This is a genomic window from Lysobacter antibioticus (genome assembly GCF_001442535.1).
GTDB lineage: Bacteria > Pseudomonadota > Gammaproteobacteria > Xanthomonadales > Xanthomonadaceae > Lysobacter > Lysobacter antibioticus.
The window spans coordinates 2,383,465-2,400,542 of record NZ_CP013141.1 but is presented as its reverse complement, the minus strand read 5'-3'; the positions used below and the strand labels follow the sequence as shown (position 1 = coordinate 2,400,542).

Genomic DNA, 17,078 nt, shown 5'->3' with positions numbered 1-17,078 from the left:
TTTAGTTTGCGTCGCGATCCGGCGGCGCACTCCCGACAAAGAGGCCAAGGATGGCGGTCATGGACGAAAACAAGCGTTGGGCCAGGAAGGATGAAAGTCCCGTATCAGCAATCTGTCGTAGCCCGCGACAGGAATCGAAGCAGTCCGATTCCAAGGAGGTAATGCACTGCGTCCAGTCTTCCGATCCTGGTTTGTGTCGATGGAATCGCCCTTGTCGGCAATGACCCTTCGGAACCCCCCTAGACATACCCATAAGCAGATCACGCCGTGTGCAATATCCATCCGTTTAGCAACGAACAAATCGACGACCCCGTGGACGAGCTGGAAGCCGAATCCATGCCCCAGAACGATAGCGAGGAATTGAAATTCACCCGGCTCGATGAGAAGCAGTGGGCGGCCATCGAAGCCGTGTTGCCGCGGACGGTCTATACGCGCAACGCCAGCGCCGACGACGCACGACGATTCGTCGAGGCGGCGTTGTGGGTCATGGCGACCGGGCGTTTCTGGACCGAACTGCCCGAGACGGTCTATGGGCCCTGGCGCAAGAACTACGTCCGTAGCAACCGCTGGATTTACCGGGGCATGTGGCTGACCGTGATCAATGCGCTCGGCCCGGACAGCGAACTGGCGGCGTTGATCTCCGGTTACATGAATTCGCAGCTCGAGCGTCATCGGAAATTCGGTCGCCGCAATAACTTCCTGGACGAGGGCGGCGAGCACGAAAGTTGAGGTTTTGCGTTGGGGATGGTCACCGGTCCAGCCGAATCGCGGGCCCTGGCCATGGAAGAAGGCGCCGCTAGCCGCCGGGCTAGGGCCCGGGGCGGCGCCTTCTTCTACCTGCGGCGTGGTGCTCGCTCCTGCCCGAGCTCCCGCTCTCCCCCGGTCGACCCGGGCGCCGCCCGGGCGGTAAACCGTCCCATACCAGCGTTCCTTGCGGCCCGTACCGGCACTTCTCTCCGTGCCGGCGGGCCGCTTCCTTGAGGTTTCTCATTAAGGCCGCCCAGCCGAGGCCGCCAGCCATACCGGCCATTGCCGCATAGGCGCTGCAATCCGGCTGCGGGATAATGCCCGTCGCCGTGGCGGTCCTTGCTGCGGACGCGCCGACCGAGGCCGTATCGGCCTCCGGTCCATCCCCCGGCAAGCGCGGCGAGCACCGCCTGCGCCCGATCTTCAAGGCAGACCCATGCTGGAACTAGTAGGTTTCGACGGCGACGACACGCTTTGGCATAGCGAGGGCTATTACCAGGAGGCCGCGGTCGAATTCGACAGGATCCTCAGCGCCTGGGTCGACGTGGACAACGCATCGGTACGCCAGCGCCTGCTTGCCGTCGAGCGCAGCAACCTCGCCTTGTTCGGCTACGGCGTCAAAGGCATGGTCCTGTCGATGATCGAGGCGGCCATCGACATCACCGAATCGCGTATCTCGGCGGCCGGCATCCACAAGATCGTCCTGCTCGCCAAGGCCATGCTCGACCACCCGGTGGAGCTGTTGCCCGGCATCCGCGAAGCGGTCGAAGCGGTTGCGGCCCGCCACCGCATCGTCCTGATCACCAAGGGCGACCTGTTCCACCAGGAAAAGAAGGTGGCCCGCAGCGGCCTGGCCGACCTGTTCCACCGCATCGAGATCGTCTCGGAGAAGGACGACGCCAGCTACTCGCGGGTGCTGTCCGAGTTCGGCGTGGCACCGAGCGCTTTCGCGATGGTCGGGAACTCGCTGAGGTCGGACATCGAACCGGTGATCGCGCTCGGCGGCTGGGGCATCCACATGCCCTACCACGTGACTTGGGCGCACGAGATGGAGCATGGTATGAGCGACGAACATCCGCGCCTGCAGACGGTGAGCGGAGCCGGCGCGATCGCCGAGGCGATCGCGCGCTTCGATCGCGGAATCTGAGGTCGCGCGGGTACCGGCGAAGATCACGACTGCGACCGATCGCGCGGCGGCGCAAGCCGTCCACGGTTCGTAACGCAAAGATCGTACCCGCCGCCTTCCGGCGGCGCCCTCCAGCGAGTCAACGACCTTGGGTTCCGGCCGCCAACCCCGGTGTTTCGAGCGGCGAGGGTCGTAGGCACGAAGCGGCCCGGTCGGGCGGATTAGTCCGAGCGAGTGGAATCGATCGAATGGAGTCGCCGATTCGGCGTACGACGCCATCGCCTGTGTGATCGCGTGTCGCCGGCGGTTCATGGCGAAGCCCGAAACAGCGCTTAGGTCCGCATTCTTCCGACGCTGCATGGGTGGGATTGGAACTGGCCTGCCGCACGCTCGATGCTCCGCGGCGAACTCTCGACGGCTGAGCGAAGTCTGCGGATCAGTCGAGTCGTGCCGAATCGGTTCGGTTCGGACTCGGCGGTGACAACATGCTGCGTATGGTCGCTGCGGGAGTCGTTGCGCATACGAAACGCATAAGCGCATCGGGCGGCGGCAGAGGGACACGAGTGAGCTAAGAACTTTCCCTATGCCATATCCGATGGAACTGACCTCTAATGCGTGCTGGCCGAAAGATGCGGCCTTCCAGCGCCATCCAAGGAAGGGTGCAGCCGCTTGCGATGGCGCTATCGAGGCCCGGTTGCATCGGCGGATGACCGCTCGATCGCGTCTTTGGAGAACTGCGCGCGATGGCGTCGCGATCGACGCAATGTCGAAAGCGGCCGCGCCGGAGTCGCAGGGCAGTTGCTTGTGGAAGCATCGAATTTGAACAGGAGGTCGTTGTGGGCAAGAATGCCGGTGGAAAGAAATACGAGGATGTGATCAGTCAGGTCGAGAGGGAATTCTTGACGCCGCAACATCGGGTCGCGATCGAAGAGGCGTCGCGCAAAGGGAATTTTGCCGTCAGCTTCAGGGCGGCGGGCGCCGCTACGCTGGCCGCCCTCGAAGAAGGGGCGGCGGCTAAAGGTCACGATATTCTCGAGAAAACCATCAAGCAATCGTCGATAGCCAAGGCATATCCGGCGAACGCCGCGGGCATGTTGCAGAAGGTGCGCGACGCCGGTATCGAGGGCTATGTCGGCCATTGGGAAAAGGCCAGCGGAGAACTGACAGGTATCTATCTCAGCAGCGGTCATGGCCTGGGCGATCAGGTCAAGGGGAACATCTACCCCATCGACATGAACCGGTTGGAGGAGTCGCTGGCCCCGCTCAAAGCAAAGGAAAGCTGGAGGGCGCTGCCGTTCACCGGCGACTACGACATGCACGACATGTTGACGTTTCGCGGAGCCGGCTTGCCGCATACGCCGCTGGTCGGCTCAAAGGAAGAGCTGGCGATCAGGCACGCGATCAACAGTGCGGTGGCCGCGGTGGATGCGAATCGTCCGGTCGTCGATATCGAGCACAATGTGATCCGCCACGGTCCGCAGGTCAGTTTCTCCAGCTACATGGTCAGCCATGAGGCCGAGGTGGTGAAAAAGAGCGGGGGTTTTTTGGGGGCGGTCGCCAAGCCGGGTGAATTCCCGGTGGCGATAGTCGATCGCGGCAAATGGTCGATGATTCAAGATACGAAGCAGCTTGCCGACTACTATCGAAGCGTCGGGGCGCACATAAAGGAAACCTGGAATCCCGACGGCGTCAGGACTTTCGCCGATTCGGAGAAGCCGGGCATGGTGAAGTACGGCCGGCGCGACGATACGCCCGCGAAGCCGCCTGTTCCCACCGCGTCGCAGCTGGCCGATAGCCCTCCTTCCGCCATCGTCGATCGCATGCTGACGGCATCGCAAAGCGGCGATCGCGATGCGTTTCGGCAAATGACCCAGCAAGCCGCGGCGGCTGCGCCGGGACGCGAGCTGCGCAGCGAGGCGGTGGTTACGGTCGACAGTCAGCAGCAGGCCGTCGAACAGACCTTGCCGGGCCTGAGCGTACAGCGCATGAAGTGATCGGCGATCCGCGACCCGGCGCCGATGGGGCGTCGGGTCCGGGGCCGACCCGAGTCCAAGTCCAAGAAATGCGGGCTCGGCTCGAGAATGCACGGGGGAGGCGCTTGAATGCGGCAAGACGAGTTGACGGCGCTGATCGGCAGGACTGCGGTCTTGATGGAGCAATTCGAACGCCGTTGCGAGGAAATCGGAAAGCATCAGCGCGAGACGTGCCTGCAGTTGAAGGAGCTGTCGCAGCAGGTAGTGGGGACGGTCTTCCAGTCGGCCGACGACAGTCTGCGCGGTCTGTCCGGAGCGGTGATCGGCAAGGTAGAGGGCGGGCTATCGCAGCCAGTGGATGCATACGAGCAGCGTCTGCAACAGGCCGGCGCGTTACTGCAGCAGGGTTCGCAGGGATTGACGGGGCAGATTAAGCGTCTCGAGTGGCTGCATACGCGACTGGTCTGGAAAGTCGTGGTCGCTGCGTTTGGCAGCGTTCTGCTGTTGCTGGCCGGGGGCGGCTGGCTGTCGTGGCGCTACCGTGCCGACATCGACGAAAACAGAGTCAAGGCCGAGCTGATGCGCGCCTACAACCGGGCCGATGTGTCCCTGTGCGAGGGGCGGCTGTGCGCGAACATCGACATGAAGGCCAAGGCCTACGGCGACGATAAGCGGTACCGGCCGGTCCGGGCGCGTCGCTGAGCGAGGTCGGCGACGGCGAGGTCGGGCGAACTGCATCGGCATGGCCGGCCCGCGCAACGACTCGGGCCGGTCTGGCGACGAGGCCGGGTCATTCGCGAGATCTGCGCTTGCGCTTTGCGCGGGCCCGCAGAGCCGCTTTACGCTCCCGCCAGACGGCGGCCGCTGCAAGGGCGCGACGTTGCTGCCGAGCGCACGGATCGGGTCCGATTTGGCGCCTGAACGCCGGCTGCGCAGCGGGGGAGCCGGCGGCCATTCCGGGGGCGGCCGGTGAGGGCCGAGCGTCCCCCCGTGACTGCCGTTGCAACCGCGACTGAGCGGCTGGCGGCGACCCCGGAATCATTCCAAGCCGGTTCACGGTGACGAAGGCACATTCGCATCGTGCCTGCCGAGGAGCAGGCTTTACAGGAGACCGACATGACCGCCTTGTCCCGCTGGCTAGCACCGATCGTCATCGCCGCCGGCATCGGCGCGGTCGCGATTCCTGCCCCGGCCCGAGCCGACGATCTGGCCCGCGTGATCGTCGACATCGCCGACGTGATCGTGCGCAACAACACCCCGTACTACCGCTACGGCAACTACGGTTACAACGACCGGCTGATCGTCGTGCACGACCGCTACGGCCGTCCGACCTATTACCGCAACGCGCCGCGCTACGTCGAGCATCGTTATCGCCCGGCGCCGCCGCGCTACAGCTACGGCCCGCGCTATTACGACCGCGACTGCAATCATCGCGGCAAGTGCAAGACCAGCTACTACGATCCGCGCTACGACCATCGTTACGACAACCGCTACTACGACCGTCACGACCGCGGCCGCTACGGCCGCCACGACAACGGCCGCTGGCGCGACCGTTACGACGACTGACCGGGCGTCGGTCCGCAGCCACACGACGGCGCCTCGGGCGCCGTCGTCGTTTGACCGGCGCGGCCGCAGGTTCGCGAGCGCTGCCGCCCGGCAGTGTTAGCCTCCCTCACCGGCACGACACGCCGTCGTCCATGACCGGTTCCGCCATCGTTCGAGGCCCGCCCATGCGTACCGTTATTGAAAATTCCGCGAAGAATCCCGCCGCCGCCGCCGCCGCCGTCCCGGGTCCGCTGTCGCGCCTGCGTCCGCGGCGCGCCCTGCTCGGCGCGCTGCTGCTGGCGGCGATCGCCCTGCCGGGCGCCGCATCCGCCCGCGGTTCGGTCGACTGCAAACTGAAATTCAACATGTCCGGCTGGTCGGTGTTCTACAAGACCTCCTCGGGCAACGGTACGATCAGCTGCAGCAACGGCCAGAGCCTGTCGGTGCGGATCAGCGCCAAGGGCGGCGGCCTGAGCTTCGGCAAGTCGCGCATCGTCAACGGCACCGGCGAGTTCTCCGGCGTGCACAACATCGCCGAAACGCTCGGCAGCTACGCTACCGCCGAAGCCCATGCCGGCGCGGCCAAGTCGAGCAAGGCGCAAGTCATGACCAAGGGCGAGGTGTCGCTGGCCCTGGCCGGCACCGGCGAAGGCTGGGACATCGGCGTGGCCTTCGGCAAGTTCACCATTTCGCGCTGACCGCGCGGCGTCTCGCTGCACCGCTGCGCGATCGCCGCAATAGATTCCGGGTACGCAGCCACCGCGTCCCGGCTGCCAGGAGGTTCCCATGCCTAACAAGCTCAAGACCCATTTTTTCGCCCTGACCGCGTCCGTCGCGGCCTTGCTGGGCGGCGGAACGGTCCAGGCGCAGGACGTCGCGGCCGGCTGGAATCCGCGCAGCGGCGACGTCTGGGTGGATGCCTGGCTAGGCGATATCAACCGCTATGGCGCGCGTTACCGCGAGCCTTTCATCGACGAAATGGTTCGCTACTACGGTGCGCCGCGCGAACTGGTCGGCGATCTGTTGAACCAACGCCGCTGGACGCCGGGCGATGTTTATTACGCCTGTGCGATCGCACAGGTGCTGGGCCGGCCCTGTCGTTACGTGGTCGACGAGTGGGACCGCGACCACGCCGACGGCTGGGGCGCGATCGCGCTGCGCCTGGGCATCAAGCCCGGTTCGGCCGAGTTCCATCGCCTCAAGCGCGGCTTCGTGCCGACCTACGACCGCTGGGGGCGGCCCATCACCATCGACACCGAGCTGCGTCGCGACTATCCGAACCGCCCCTATCGCGATTACGAGCGCGATCGTGGCGAAGCCAAGTCGGCCAAGGCCAAGCCCGGCAAAGACAAAAGCGGCAAAGACCACGCCGGCAAGAGCAAGAGCGCCGCGCAGGGGCGAGGGCCGGGCAGGGGCGACAAGGGCAACGGCAAGCCCTGAGCGCGCGGGCCGGTTGTTCCCATGATGGCGGCTGCGGCCGCCGTCGTTGTCTTCATGGCTACGAACGCCGCGCCGGCCGGTCTATGATCGAGGCATGAGCGATGAGACATCCAACGATTCCGCACCGGCCCCCTTGCAGGTGGTCGGGGCCGTCCGCGTGGTCGATTTCGAACCGCGCTGGCGCGGCGAGTTCGCCCGCCTCAACATCGAATGGCTGGAGCGCTGGTTCACGGTCGAGCCCGTCGACCGCGAAGTGCTCGGCGATCCGCAGACGCATCTGCTCGCCGCCGGTGGCCGGGTTCTGTTCGCCGTCGATGATGCCGACCAGGTGCTCGGCACGGTCGCCTTGATGCGCCACGAAGACGGCCTGGTCGAGTTGACCAAGATGGCGGTGGAACCGTCGCTGCGCGGCGGCGGCATCGGCCGCAAGCTGATGGCCGGCGCGATCGATGCGTTCCGCCAGATGGGCGGGCGCGAGTTATTCCTGGAATCCAGCACGCGTCTGGGGCCTGCGCTCAAACTCTACGAGAGCGTGGGCTTCCGTCATCGCCCGGCGCCGCGGCCGGGCTCGCATTATCAGCGCGCCGACGTCTACATGGTCTGGGAACCCGACGCTTCGGTTTGAGGCCTTAGCCATCAGCGACGGGCCGGGCGGCTCAGGCCAGCGCCGCGTCCTCCTGCCGCTGCTGCAGCTCCCACATCTGCGCATACACGCCGTCGAGTGCCCGCAGTTGCGAGTGCGTGCCGCGCTCGATGATGCGGCCGGCGTCCATCACCAGGATCTGGTCGGCGTCCATGACCGTCGACAGCCGATGCGCGATCACCAAGGTAGTGCGCCCGATCGCGAGTCGGTCGAGCTCGGCCTGGATCGCGCGTTCGGACTTCGAGTCGAGCGCCGAGGTGGCTTCGTCGAAGATCAGGATCGAAGGGTTCTTGAGCAGGGCGCGGGCGATCGCGACGCGCTGTTTCTCGCCGCCGGACAATTTCAGGCCGCGCTCGCCGACCGGGGTGTCGTAACCGTCGGGCAGGCCGACGATGAAGTCGTGGATATGCGCGGCGCGTGCGGCCGCCACGACTTCGTCCTCGCCGGCTTCGGGCCGGCCGTAGCGGATGTTGTAGCCGATGCTGTCGTTGAACAGCACCGTGTCCTGCGGGACGATCGCGATCGAGCCGCGCAGCGAGGCCTGGGTCAGGGCGCGCAGGTCGTGGCCGTCGATGGCGATGGAGCCGGCGTCGACGTCGTAGAAGCGATACAGCAATCGCGCCAGGGTCGACTTGCCCGAGCCGGAATGGCCGACCACCGCCACGGTCGCGCCGGAAGCGATCTCGAAATCGATGCCCTGCAGGATTTTGCGGCGCGGGTCGTAGCCGAAGCGGACGTTGCGGAAGGCGACCGTCGGATGCGAGGACGCCAGTACCTCGGCATCGCTCGAGTCGCGCACGTCCTGGCGTTCGTCGAGCAGGTCGAACAAGCGCTCCATGTTGGTCAGGGCCTGCTTCACCTCGCGGTACATCATGCCGAGCATGAACAACGGCGCCGACAGCTGCAGCAGGTAGGCGTTCACCAGTACCAGGTCGCCGACCGTCATGTCCCCGGCGACCACGCCGCTGGCGGCCAGCCACATCATCGCGGTGACGCCGATGGCGACCACCAGGCTCTGGCCGAGATTGAGCACCGCCAAGGTCTTGATCGACATGACCTGGGCATTCTCCAGGTGGCGCAGGTTGTCGTCGTAACGCCGCGCCTCGTGTTCTTCGTTGTTGAAGTATTTGACGGTCTCGTAATTCAACAGCGAATCCACCGCGCGTTCGTTGGCGCGCGTGTCGGCCTCGACCGAGGCCCGGTAGTAGCGCGTGCGCCACTCGGTGACCGAGAACGTCCATAGGCCGTAGGCGAACAAGGTGCCGAGGGTGATCGCGGCGTAACGCCAGTCGTAGATCCACACCAGCACGGTGGTGACCATCGCCACTTCGAGGATCACCGGGATGATGGTGTAGATGGTCCAGTCGAGCAGGTCGGCGATCGAGCTGCCGCCGCGTTCGACGTCGCGGGCGACGCCGCCGGTGCGGCGCGCGAGGTGGAACTTCAGGCTCAGGCCGTGCAGGTGGCGGAACACCTGCAGCGTCACTTGGCGCGAGGTCCGCGCCATGACCCGGGCGAACACGACCTGGCGCAATTCGGTGAACAAGGTCACGCCGATCCGCGCCGCGCCATACGACAGCAGCAAGGCGACCGGCAGCATCAGCGGGGTGACTTCGATATTGAGCCGGTCGATGAGCTGCTTGAGCGCCAGGGGCACGTACAGATTCAACAGTTTGGCCGCGACTACCATCGCCAGCGCGATCGCGATCCGGCCCAGGTAGGGCCGCAGATACGGCAGCAGCGAGCCGATCACCGACCATTCGCCGCGGCGCCCGGCGGTGCGGGCGACCGGGGCGGCGCCGTCGGTGTCGGCGGCGGATTCGCTGGTGGGAGGAATGGCGGCCATGCCGTCCTGTGCCTGGGTGAGGGAAGCCGAGCATAGGACCTCGAGCGCGCTTCAGGTCAAGCGGCCGCCGATCCGGGCCGGTCGCCATCGCGCGCCACGGTCGAAATACGCGTATAAGGCATGGCATCCTGGGGCGAGCAGGGTGGATGCGACGGCGATACCCACGGGGTTCGCGTCCCGGCCGGCCCGCCCCCGTCGTTACGCCTTCGCAAGGAGCATCGCAGGCATGAAAGCTATCCTCACCGCGGCATTGTTCGCCGTTTCGCTCTGCGGCCCGGCAACCCAGGCCCACGCCCAGTCGATGGGTCCCCCTGGCAGCGAGCCGAAGATCCAGTCCTGTTTCGTGCTGTACGACCTCAGCGGCGGCGAGATCAGCCGCACGCCCTCGGCTGCGTGCAGCCGCCGGGTCAGCCCGGGCGCGACCTTCGACATCCCGCATGCGCTCGCCGGGCTCGACGGCGGCATCGTCCGGGCCCAGGAGCGCATCGGTGCCGACAGCGGCGGCAATGCCGGCGGCAGCGACCAGACCTTGGATACGGCGCTGCAATTCTCCGCGCCCTGGTACTTCCAGCGCATCGCCCAGCGCCTCGGCGCGCAGCGCGAGCGCGAGTACATGGTCCGCTTCAACTACGGCAATGCCGACACCAGCAGCGGCGCCACCAACTTCTGGGACGGCGGTTCGCTCAAGGTGTCGCCGGACGAGCAGCTGCTGTTCCTGCGTCGCTTCTTCCGCGAGGAATTGGGCGTGAGCCGGCAGGCGATCGCCGACGTGCGTTCTGGCCTGCGCCAACCCCCGGGTGTGGTGGTCGGCAGCTTCGGTGTGGCGCCGTTCGGTGCTTCGCCGCCGCGCGACGACACCTCGGTGGCGGCCAAGAGCGCATCGACGGTGATGGACGGCCGGGAAGGCGTGCGCTGGCTGGTCGGCCAGGTCAAGCGCGGTACGCGCGAGTACGTGTTCGTCAGCTGCGTGACCGGCCCGAAGAGCCTGCCGCAGAACGCGGCGGTGTTCCTGGCCGAACAGGAACTGCGTCGCGCCAACGTGTTCTGACTCGAACGCGAGTCGTTGGCCGATCTATCGGTCCGCCAAGATCGGTCCGCCAAGAATCCAATGCCCGCCCTGTCGGAACCGACAGCTGCGGAAGCATTCGCAGAGTCGTCGGTCTCAGTTTGGATCCGACGGCCTCCGTTTCGGTGACGGGAGTCATGGACTCGAAGCCGCCCCACCCGGTAACCCTCGCATGCGGTTTCGACCGTATCGCGGGGACGCAGCCGTGCCGGTCCGCCGGGCCAGGGGGCGACGCTTCGCTTCGCAATTCCTTTCGACTAAACAGGAGGTTTCGTCATGGGTACCACGCGCATCGATTTCGATAAGACTTCGCTCATCAAGCCCAAGTACATTCCGGTCACCGAATCCATCCGCGCCAATAGCACGGCATCCGGCGAAGAGCTGAAAAGCGCGATGTCCGAGCTCAACTCGCCGACGGTGCAGGAACAGGCCTTCCTCGACGAGTTCGCCAAGTAAGCGTCTCGACGCAGCGATCCCGCATGGCGCGCCGCGAGCGGCGCGCCATGCGGTCTTTACGACGAGGCAAGGCAGGAGCAGGGAATGATTCCGTACGAACGAGAGCGCAGTCTGGACGACGCCAACCGCATCATCCGCGAGTGCATCGCCCGGCGCGGCTGGACCGTGGAGACCGAGGATTTCGGCGGCCAGCTGATGACGGTCAAATGCAGCCTGCGCGACGCCGGCGGCGAGTTGATCAGCCGCGGCTTCGGCAAGGGCGATGCCGCGACTTCGATGGCCGGCGCCTTGCACGAGGCGGTCGAGCACTATTACTGCAAGGCGAGCCGGGTCTCGACGCCGGTCGAGTACGTCGCGGCCGAGCATTTCATCGACGATCCGCGCTATGCCGCATTGCCGTTCCTGTCGGCGTTCGCCGACAACCGCGGCCGCCGCCTGGCCTGTCGCCGTTACCGCTCTTTCTTTGCCGGCCGCCAGGACATCCAGGTGCCGTTGTTCCTGAGCTTTCCGGACTATCCGGTCGGCGCGCAATTGGACGCGCAGTCGGGCTGGCGCGACGACTTCGACTACACCAGCGTGATCCGCTACAGCTCCAACAGCGGCACCGCGATAGGCGCCAGCCTCGAGGAAGCCGCCCTGCACGGCATCGGCGAGATCGTCGAGCGCGACGCCTGGTCGCTGTTCCTGCTCGCGCACTACCTCGGCGGCCCGGGCCGCTACGGTGCGCTGATCGACCCTGCCTCCTTGCCCGATGAGGTCGAAAAAGTGCTGCGCCTCACCGAGCATCGCATCGGTCGCAGTGTGTTGCTGATCGACGTGACCTCCGACCTCGGCTATCCGACCTTCATCGCCACCGTCGCCCAGCGCAACCCCGACGACATCGTCTACCCGCACGGCTGCGGGGCGTCGTCGTATGCGCAGTACGCGGCGATGCGCGCACTGACCGAGCTGGTGCAATGCGTCGACATCAAGCGGCACTCCGATCATCTGGCCGAGCTCGACCGGCTGGCCTTGGACATGTTGGCCGCCTATCCGCGGCTACGGGCTTGCGCTTATTTCGAAGTCGATCGCGACCGGCTCGAACGCGTCGACTGGCCGCATCCGGACAGGCCGAGGTTGGCGCCGAATCTGCTGTTGCCCGAGGTCGTGGCCGATTTGGAAGCGCGCGGCATCGAGCTGTACTACGCGGTCAATCACAGCGAAGGCGAGGATTTCTGCGTGGCCAGCTGCGTGTCGTTCGAACTGGAGCGCTTCTTCCTGGCGACTTCCGGCATCCTGATGGCGCCGGGGCAGCGAGGCCGCGAATTTCTGTCCAGGCAATCGCCGGCGAGCGCCGCCAGGCCGCTCGAAGCGGAAGAGCAGGCGGGCTGAAGCAGGGCTATCGGTGCGCGGACGCCCGGGTTTAGCCGCGTCCGCGCACCTGCTCCCAATCCAGCCCGAACCGCGCCAGGTATTTGCGCAGGCGGTCGGCGTCGTTGGTGCTGGTGCGCGCAGCGCGCGAGACCGCGAACAGCTCGCGCCCGGCCTGCGATAGCGACTTGGTCTGGCGGCAGGCGCGCAGCACGTCTTCCAGTTGCACGCGGTCGAAGCGGTCGAGTTCGGCCGCGCGCTCGCCGAGGACTTCGTCGAGCAGGCCAGGGCGCATGCCGGCACCGTGCCACTGCCGGCGCAGGCGGCCGATTTCCTCCTCGACCAGATCGCTGCGAATGCGTCCACCGTCGGCCAGGGTCGCCAAGCGCATCACCGACGCGCCGAGGTCGCGGAAGTTGCCGCCCCAAGTCGCTTCGGCGCTGCGCGAGAAGGCCAGATAGCGTTCGCGCGCTTCGCGGTTGAAGGTCACCCGCTGGCGGTTCTCGCGGGAATGGCGTTCGAGTTCGAAGTCCAGGTTCGGTTCGATGTCCTCGGCGCGCTCGGCCAGGCCGGGCAGGCGATAGGTCCACAGATTGAGCCGTGCCAGCAGATCGTCGCGGAAGCGGCCTTCGAGCACGGCCTGCTGCAGGTCGCGATTGGTGCCGGCGATCAACTGGAAGTCGCTCTCGACTTCCTTGTCGCCGCCGACCGGCAGGAAGCGCTTTTCTTCCAGCGCCCGCAGCAACATCGCCTGTTCGTCGAGACCGAGCTCGCCGATCTCGTCGAGGAACAACAGGCCTTGATGGGCCGAGCGCAACAGGCCGGCGCGGTCGGTCGAGGCGCCGGTGTAGGCGCCCTTGATGTGGCCGAACAGCGTGCTCATGGCGCCGTCGCCGCGCAGAGTCGCGCAGTTGACCTCGACGAAGCGGCCCGGCAATTGATGCTTCTGCTTCTTGAGCTCGAACACGCGGCGCGCGAGTTGGCTCTTGCCGGCGCCGGTCGGGCCCATCAACAGCATCGGCGATTTCGAACGCGTCGCCACTGTCTCGATCTGCTCGATCATGCGGTTGAAGGCCGGGTTGCGCGTGGCGATGCCGCTCTTGAGCAGGTCGCGGTCGTGCAGGCGCTCCTGGGCAAAACGTTGCGCGATACGGTCGTAGCGCGACAGGTCCAGGTCGATCACCGCATAGCTGCCCGGCGCCTCGCCGTTCTGCTTGCGCGGCGGCGCGGTCTGCAGCAGGCGTCCCGGGAACAGACGGCTTTCGGTCAACAGGAACCAGCAGATCTGGCTGACGTGGGTGCCGGTGGTGATGTGGACGTAGTAGTCCTCTTCCTCCGGCTGGAAGTCGTAATGGCGCACGAAGTCGTGCAGCGCCCCGTAGACGGCCTCGAAATCCCAGGGGTCGGCCAGGTAGGTGTCGTGGCGGCGGACCTGGGTTTCGGGCGAGACCTGGCCGAGGTCCTGGGCGACGACGGCAGCGAGGTTGCCGTAGCGGCGTTCGTCGACCAGCAGCTCGATGCGGTCGAGCAACAGGTCCTCGTGCATGCCGAGCGAAACGGTCGGCCGCCATTTTTCCCAACGGCCCGGACCGAGCCCGGCATCGAGCTGGGTGCCGAGCATGCCGACGATGACCTGGCGTTTCATGTTTATACATCCATATATAAAGCGATTAAACAGTATAGATAATGAAGAGGCGGGTAAGCGAGCGAAAACCGCCTTGCTCCAGGTAATTTCGTTTTAATTCAATGAGATGAGTCGGATCGGGGCGGGTTGGCACAGCGCTTGCGTTAGTACTGGGCAAGTTACAGGCAAGTCCGCACCGGATCGCCCCGATGGTTAACCGCAATCTCTTCGCAACTTCCCGCGGCGGCGCTGGCTCTGTATGCCGCGACCGGCTGCTTGAACGGCGCTTGCCTGCGAGCTCCGACGAGCAGTTGCAGGAAGTACTGCAACCGATGGCGGCCATCAAAAATTGAGTCGCCGGCATGGCGCATCAGCGGCTTCGGTGTCGACCAGCCGACCCGGGGCGCGATACCGAGCGGTAGCAAGGAAAAGGAAGGAGCGGATCGCTGATCCGGCTCCCAGGCGGACCAGGGACCGGTACCGCCGCGGCGCAAGGATGCGCCGCAACGCGAACACCGGAGTGTGGTCGCGTGGACGGATTGGAAACCCGTCGACCGCACGCGCAGGGAAGTGCGATGCGGTTACAGGATGGCCGGCGGACATTGGGGTCCGCCGGCCGGTGGGTGAGCTTCGTCGTCGTTCCGAATTCTTCCCCAAGCCGCAACCGCGGCCGCCGCAGAGGCCTGGCGCACCGCGCTGGCTCTTCGGGCGATACCCCTTCACTGTGTGCGTAACTAAGAGAGCAAGACCATGAACACCAGCCAGTACGATGTCATCAACGAGCCGGGCGCGGTGCCGATCAAGCACTGGACCCGAGGCGTTCCGCTCGAGGACGAGGCGCGCCGCCAGTTGCAGAACATCGCCAAGTTGCCCTTCATCCATCGCTGGGTTGCGGTGATGCCGGACGTGCATCTCGGCAAGGGCGCCACGGTGGGTTCGGTGGTGCCGACCGTCGGCGCGATCGTGCCGGCCGCGGTGGGCGTCGACATCGGCTGCGGCATGATCGCGGTGCGCACCAGCCTGACCGCGCAAGACCTGCCGGATCATCTGGGCGAAGTGCGCGCGGCCATCGAGAAGGCCGTGCCGCACGGCCGTTCCGTGGGCCGCGGCCTGCGCGACAAGGGCGCCTGGGCGAATCCGCCCGAGGCGTCCCTGCACGGCTGGTCGACCCTGCACGAGGGCTTCGAGCGCATTGTCGCCAAGCACCCGAAGCTCGAGCGCAGCAACCACCTCAGCCATCTGGGTACGCTCGGCACCGGCAACCACTTCGTCGAGGTCTGCCTCGACGAGGAGCAGCGCGTGTGGTTCATGCTGCACTCGGGTTCGCGCGGGGTCGGCAATGCGATCGGCAGCCATTTCATCGAGTTGGCGAAGCAGGACATGCGCCGTTGGATGATCAACCTGCCGGACCAGGACTTGGCCTATCTGCCGGAAGGCAGCGATCATTACGCCGACTATGTGTTCGCGGTCGACTGGGCGCAGCGTTTTGCGCGCAGCAACCGCGAGATCATGATGAAGCACGTGGTCGACTCGGTGCGCAAGGTGATCGCCAAGCCGTTCGAGGCGCAGGCCGAGGCGGTCAACTGCCACCACAACTACGTCAACCGCGAGCATCATTTCGGCAAGGACGTGCTGGTGACCCGCAAGGGTGCGGTCAGCGCGCGCAAGGGCGAGCTCGGCATCATTCCCGGCAGCATGGGCGCGAAGAGCTTCATCGTGCGCGGGCTGGGCAATGCCGACAGCTTCCATAGCTGCAGCCACGGCGCGGGCCGCGTGATGAGCCGCACCGAGGCCAAGAAGCGCATCAGTCTGGAAGAGCACGCACGGGCGACCGCGCATGTGGAATGCCGCAAGGATGCGGACGTGGTCGACGAGTCGCCGGCCGCGTACAAGTCGATCGATGCGGTCATGGCCGCGCAGAGCGACCTGGTCGAAATCGTGCATACGCTGCGCCAGGTGGTTTGCGTCAAGGGTTGAGCGCCCAGGTCGCGACGCCAGGCGATATCGCGTCAACATATCGACGGCGGCGGCCGAGAAGGTCGTCGCCAACAAGAAGGAGTACGGGCGGCCGCAAGGCCGCCCGGATGGATGGATCGCAAGATGGAACTGATCGAAATCAGCGGGCAGGACGGCGGCGGACAGCTGCTGCGTACCGCATTGACCCTGAGCCTGTGCACCGGCACCGCGTTCGAGATGCAGCACATCCGTGCCAAGCGCTCGCGCCCGGGCCTGATGCGCCAACACTTGACCGCGGTCGGCGCCGCGGCGCAGATCGGCTGCGCGCACGTCCACGGTGCGCAACTCGGCGCGACCACGCTGCGCTTCATGCCCGGCGCGATCAACGCCGGCCGCTATCGTTTCTCGATCGGCAGCGCCGGTTCGGCGACCTTGGTGCTGCAGACCGTGCTGCCGGCGTTGTGGCAGTGCGCCGAGCCGTCGGAGGTGTTTATCGAAGGCGGCACCCACAACCCGCTGGCGCCGTGCGCGGACTTCATCGCCGAAGCCTATCTGCCGGCTTTGCAGCGCATGGGCGTGGAGGCGAGCTTCGCTTTGCAGCGCCATGGCTTCTTCCCGGCCGGCGGCGGTGCGCTGCAGCTGCGCGTAGCGCCGTGCGCGCAACTGCGCCGCTGCGTGTTCGACCAGCGCGATGCCGAGCCGCATCTCGACGCGACCGTGTTGCTGTCGGCCTTGCAGGACCAGATCGGCCACCGCGAACTGGCGGTGGTCGCCGAGCGTCTGGGCCTGGCCCAGGAGCAGCAGCATCTGCGCCGCATCGGCAACGCGCAAAGCCCGGCCAACGTACTGCTGCTGCGCGTACACGGCGAGCAGCACACCGAGCTGTTCAGTGCGCTCGGCGAGCGCGGGCTCAGCGCTGAGCAAGTCGCGATCGGCCTGGTCAAACAGGCCTCGGTCTATCTGTCCTCGCCGGCGGCGGTCGGCGAGCACCTGTCGGACCAGCTGTTGTTGCCGATGGCCTTGGCCGGCGGCGGTGAGTTCACCACCGCCGCGCTCAGCGAGCATCTGCTCAGCAACGCCCGCCTGATCGAGAAGTTCCTGCCGGTCGAGATCGACTGGACTCAGCAGGCCAAGCACTGCTGGCGGGTGACGGTGCGTTCGTAAGGTCGCGACGGCGATGGCCGTCGCGACTCATGCAATGCGAATAGAGGGGACTGCGGTATGGCGCGGGGATTTCCTGCGCCCGGCAGTGGCGACCGCGTAACGGCCTGCTGCCTCGAAGGCAGCGTCCGGCGCGGCTTTGCGC

General features: G+C 66.1%; 16 protein-coding genes. 14 read left to right on the top strand and 2 right to left on the bottom strand.

Going from position 1 to position 17,078, the window contains the following annotated elements:
• Positions 1 to 267: 267 nt before the first annotated feature.
• The 8 genes from GLA29479_RS09730 to GLA29479_RS09695 all read left to right on the top strand — a co-directional run bounded on the left by GLA29479_RS09730 (position 268) and on the right by GLA29479_RS09695 (position 7,456).
• On the top strand, positions 268 to 729 hold the full coding sequence (locus GLA29479_RS09730) for a transposase (protein WP_057916781.1): 462 nt from the start codon (positions 268 to 270) through the stop codon (positions 727 to 729).
• Positions 730 to 1,183: 454 nt separating this feature from the next.
• Entirely contained in the window at positions 1,184 to 1,894 is a 711-nt protein-coding gene (locus GLA29479_RS09725) for an HAD family hydrolase (RefSeq protein ID WP_057971455.1), read from the top strand.
• Between the two features lie 815 nt (positions 1,895 to 2,709).
• Positions 2,710 to 3,867, top strand: a complete 1,158-nt coding sequence (locus GLA29479_RS09720) for a hypothetical protein (protein WP_211265050.1) — start codon at positions 2,710 to 2,712, stop codon at positions 3,865 to 3,867.
• A gap of 108 nt (positions 3,868 to 3,975) precedes the next feature.
• Positions 3,976 to 4,548: a hypothetical protein gene (locus tag GLA29479_RS09715; RefSeq protein ID WP_057916783.1), complete on the top strand. Its 573-nt coding sequence runs from the start codon at positions 3,976 to 3,978 to the stop codon at positions 4,546 to 4,548.
• 414 nt (positions 4,549 to 4,962) lie between these two features.
• A complete protein-coding gene (locus GLA29479_RS09710; protein ID WP_057916784.1) occupies positions 4,963 to 5,412 on the top strand; it encodes a hypothetical protein in 450 nt (149 codons plus the stop codon).
• Positions 5,413 to 5,576: 164 nt separating this feature from the next.
• Positions 5,577 to 6,089 (top strand): hypothetical protein, encoded by a 513-nt coding sequence (locus tag GLA29479_RS09705; RefSeq protein ID WP_248842823.1) that lies wholly within the window; start codon positions 5,577 to 5,579, stop codon positions 6,087 to 6,089.
• Positions 6,090 to 6,177: 88 nt separating this feature from the next.
• Entirely contained in the window at positions 6,178 to 6,831 is a 654-nt protein-coding gene (locus GLA29479_RS09700) for a hypothetical protein (protein WP_057971454.1), read from the top strand.
• Positions 6,832 to 6,925: 94 nt separating this feature from the next.
• Complete coding sequence (locus GLA29479_RS09695; protein WP_057971453.1) at positions 6,926 to 7,456, top strand: GNAT family N-acetyltransferase; 531 nt, start codon at positions 6,926 to 6,928, stop codon at positions 7,454 to 7,456.
• Between the two features lie 31 nt (positions 7,457 to 7,487).
• Here the strand turns inward: GLA29479_RS09695 and GLA29479_RS09690 are convergent, their stop codons facing one another.
• Positions 7,488 to 9,320, bottom strand: a complete 1,833-nt coding sequence (locus GLA29479_RS09690; protein ID WP_057971452.1) for an ABCB family ABC transporter ATP-binding protein/permease — start codon at positions 9,318 to 9,320, stop codon at positions 7,488 to 7,490.
• Positions 9,321 to 9,546: 226 nt separating this feature from the next.
• On the opposite strand from GLA29479_RS09690, the gene GLA29479_RS09685 reads away from it, so the two are divergent.
• The 3 genes from GLA29479_RS09685 to GLA29479_RS09675 all read left to right on the top strand — a co-directional run bounded on the left by GLA29479_RS09685 (position 9,547) and on the right by GLA29479_RS09675 (position 12,213).
• Positions 9,547 to 10,368 carry a penicillin-binding transpeptidase domain-containing protein gene (locus GLA29479_RS09685; protein WP_057916788.1) on the top strand — a complete coding sequence of 274 codons (822 nt, stop codon included), beginning with the start codon at positions 9,547 to 9,549 and terminating at the stop codon, positions 10,366 to 10,368.
• Between the two features lie 294 nt (positions 10,369 to 10,662).
• Positions 10,663 to 10,842 (top strand): hypothetical protein, encoded by a 180-nt coding sequence (locus GLA29479_RS09680; protein WP_057916789.1) that lies wholly within the window; start codon positions 10,663 to 10,665, stop codon positions 10,840 to 10,842.
• Positions 10,843 to 10,926: 84 nt separating this feature from the next.
• Complete coding sequence (locus GLA29479_RS09675) at positions 10,927 to 12,213, top strand: YcaO-like family protein (protein WP_057971451.1); 1,287 nt, start codon at positions 10,927 to 10,929, stop codon at positions 12,211 to 12,213.
• Positions 12,214 to 12,244: 31 nt separating this feature from the next.
• Here GLA29479_RS09675 and rtcR read toward each other — a convergent pair whose 3' ends face one another.
• Positions 12,245 to 13,837, bottom strand: a complete 1,593-nt coding sequence (rtcR, locus tag GLA29479_RS09670) for an RNA repair transcriptional activator RtcR (protein WP_057971450.1) — start codon at positions 13,835 to 13,837, stop codon at positions 12,245 to 12,247.
• A 188-nt stretch (positions 13,838 to 14,025) separates the two neighbouring features.
• Here rtcR and GLA29479_RS25240 point away from each other — a divergent pair, with 188 nt between their 5' ends.
• The 3 genes from GLA29479_RS25240 (at position 14,026) to rtcA (ending at position 16,936) form a co-directional block, all read left to right on the top strand.
• Positions 14,026 to 14,169 carry a hypothetical protein gene (locus tag GLA29479_RS25240; RefSeq protein WP_169795638.1) on the top strand — a complete coding sequence of 48 codons (144 nt, stop codon included), beginning with the start codon at positions 14,026 to 14,028 and terminating at the stop codon, positions 14,167 to 14,169.
• Between the two features lie 397 nt (positions 14,170 to 14,566).
• On the top strand, positions 14,567 to 15,793 hold the full coding sequence (locus GLA29479_RS09665; RefSeq protein ID WP_057971449.1) for an RtcB family protein: 1,227 nt from the start codon (positions 14,567 to 14,569) through the stop codon (positions 15,791 to 15,793).
• 123 nt (positions 15,794 to 15,916) lie between these two features.
• The gene (gene rtcA, locus GLA29479_RS09660) at positions 15,917 to 16,936 is read left to right on the top strand and encodes an RNA 3'-terminal phosphate cyclase (protein ID WP_057919903.1); all 1,020 of its coding nucleotides are present in this window, start codon (positions 15,917 to 15,919) and stop codon (positions 16,934 to 16,936) included.
• The last annotated feature ends 142 nt before the right edge of the window (positions 16,937 to 17,078 follow it).

Coding starts and splice junctions, on each gene's coding strand:
- GLA29479_RS09710 (WP_057916784.1), top strand. CDS start 4,963: ATGACCGCCTTGTCCCGCTGGCTAGCACCGATCGTCATCGCCGCCGGC.
- GLA29479_RS09725 (WP_057971455.1), top strand. CDS start 1,184: ATGCTGGAACTAGTAGGTTTCGACGGCGACGACACGCTTTGGCATAGC.
- GLA29479_RS09690 (WP_057971452.1), bottom strand. CDS start 9,320: ATGGCCGCCATTCCTCCCACCAGCGAATCCGCCGCCGACACCGACGGC.
- rtcA (WP_057919903.1), top strand. CDS start 15,917: ATGGAACTGATCGAAATCAGCGGGCAGGACGGCGGCGGACAGCTGCTG.
- GLA29479_RS09715 (WP_057916783.1), top strand. CDS start 3,976: ATGCGGCAAGACGAGTTGACGGCGCTGATCGGCAGGACTGCGGTCTTG.
- GLA29479_RS09675 (WP_057971451.1), top strand. CDS start 10,927: ATGATTCCGTACGAACGAGAGCGCAGTCTGGACGACGCCAACCGCATC.
- GLA29479_RS09680 (WP_057916789.1), top strand. CDS start 10,663: ATGGGTACCACGCGCATCGATTTCGATAAGACTTCGCTCATCAAGCCC.
- GLA29479_RS09700 (WP_057971454.1), top strand. CDS start 6,178: ATGCCTAACAAGCTCAAGACCCATTTTTTCGCCCTGACCGCGTCCGTC.
- GLA29479_RS25240 (WP_169795638.1), top strand. CDS start 14,026: ATGGTTAACCGCAATCTCTTCGCAACTTCCCGCGGCGGCGCTGGCTCT.
- rtcR (WP_057971450.1), bottom strand. CDS start 13,837: ATGAAACGCCAGGTCATCGTCGGCATGCTCGGCACCCAGCTCGATGCC.
- GLA29479_RS09665 (WP_057971449.1), top strand. CDS start 14,567: ATGAACACCAGCCAGTACGATGTCATCAACGAGCCGGGCGCGGTGCCG.
- GLA29479_RS09685 (WP_057916788.1), top strand. CDS start 9,547: ATGAAAGCTATCCTCACCGCGGCATTGTTCGCCGTTTCGCTCTGCGGC.
- GLA29479_RS09695 (WP_057971453.1), top strand. CDS start 6,926: ATGAGCGATGAGACATCCAACGATTCCGCACCGGCCCCCTTGCAGGTG.
- GLA29479_RS09705 (WP_248842823.1), top strand. CDS start 5,577: ATGCGTACCGTTATTGAAAATTCCGCGAAGAATCCCGCCGCCGCCGCC.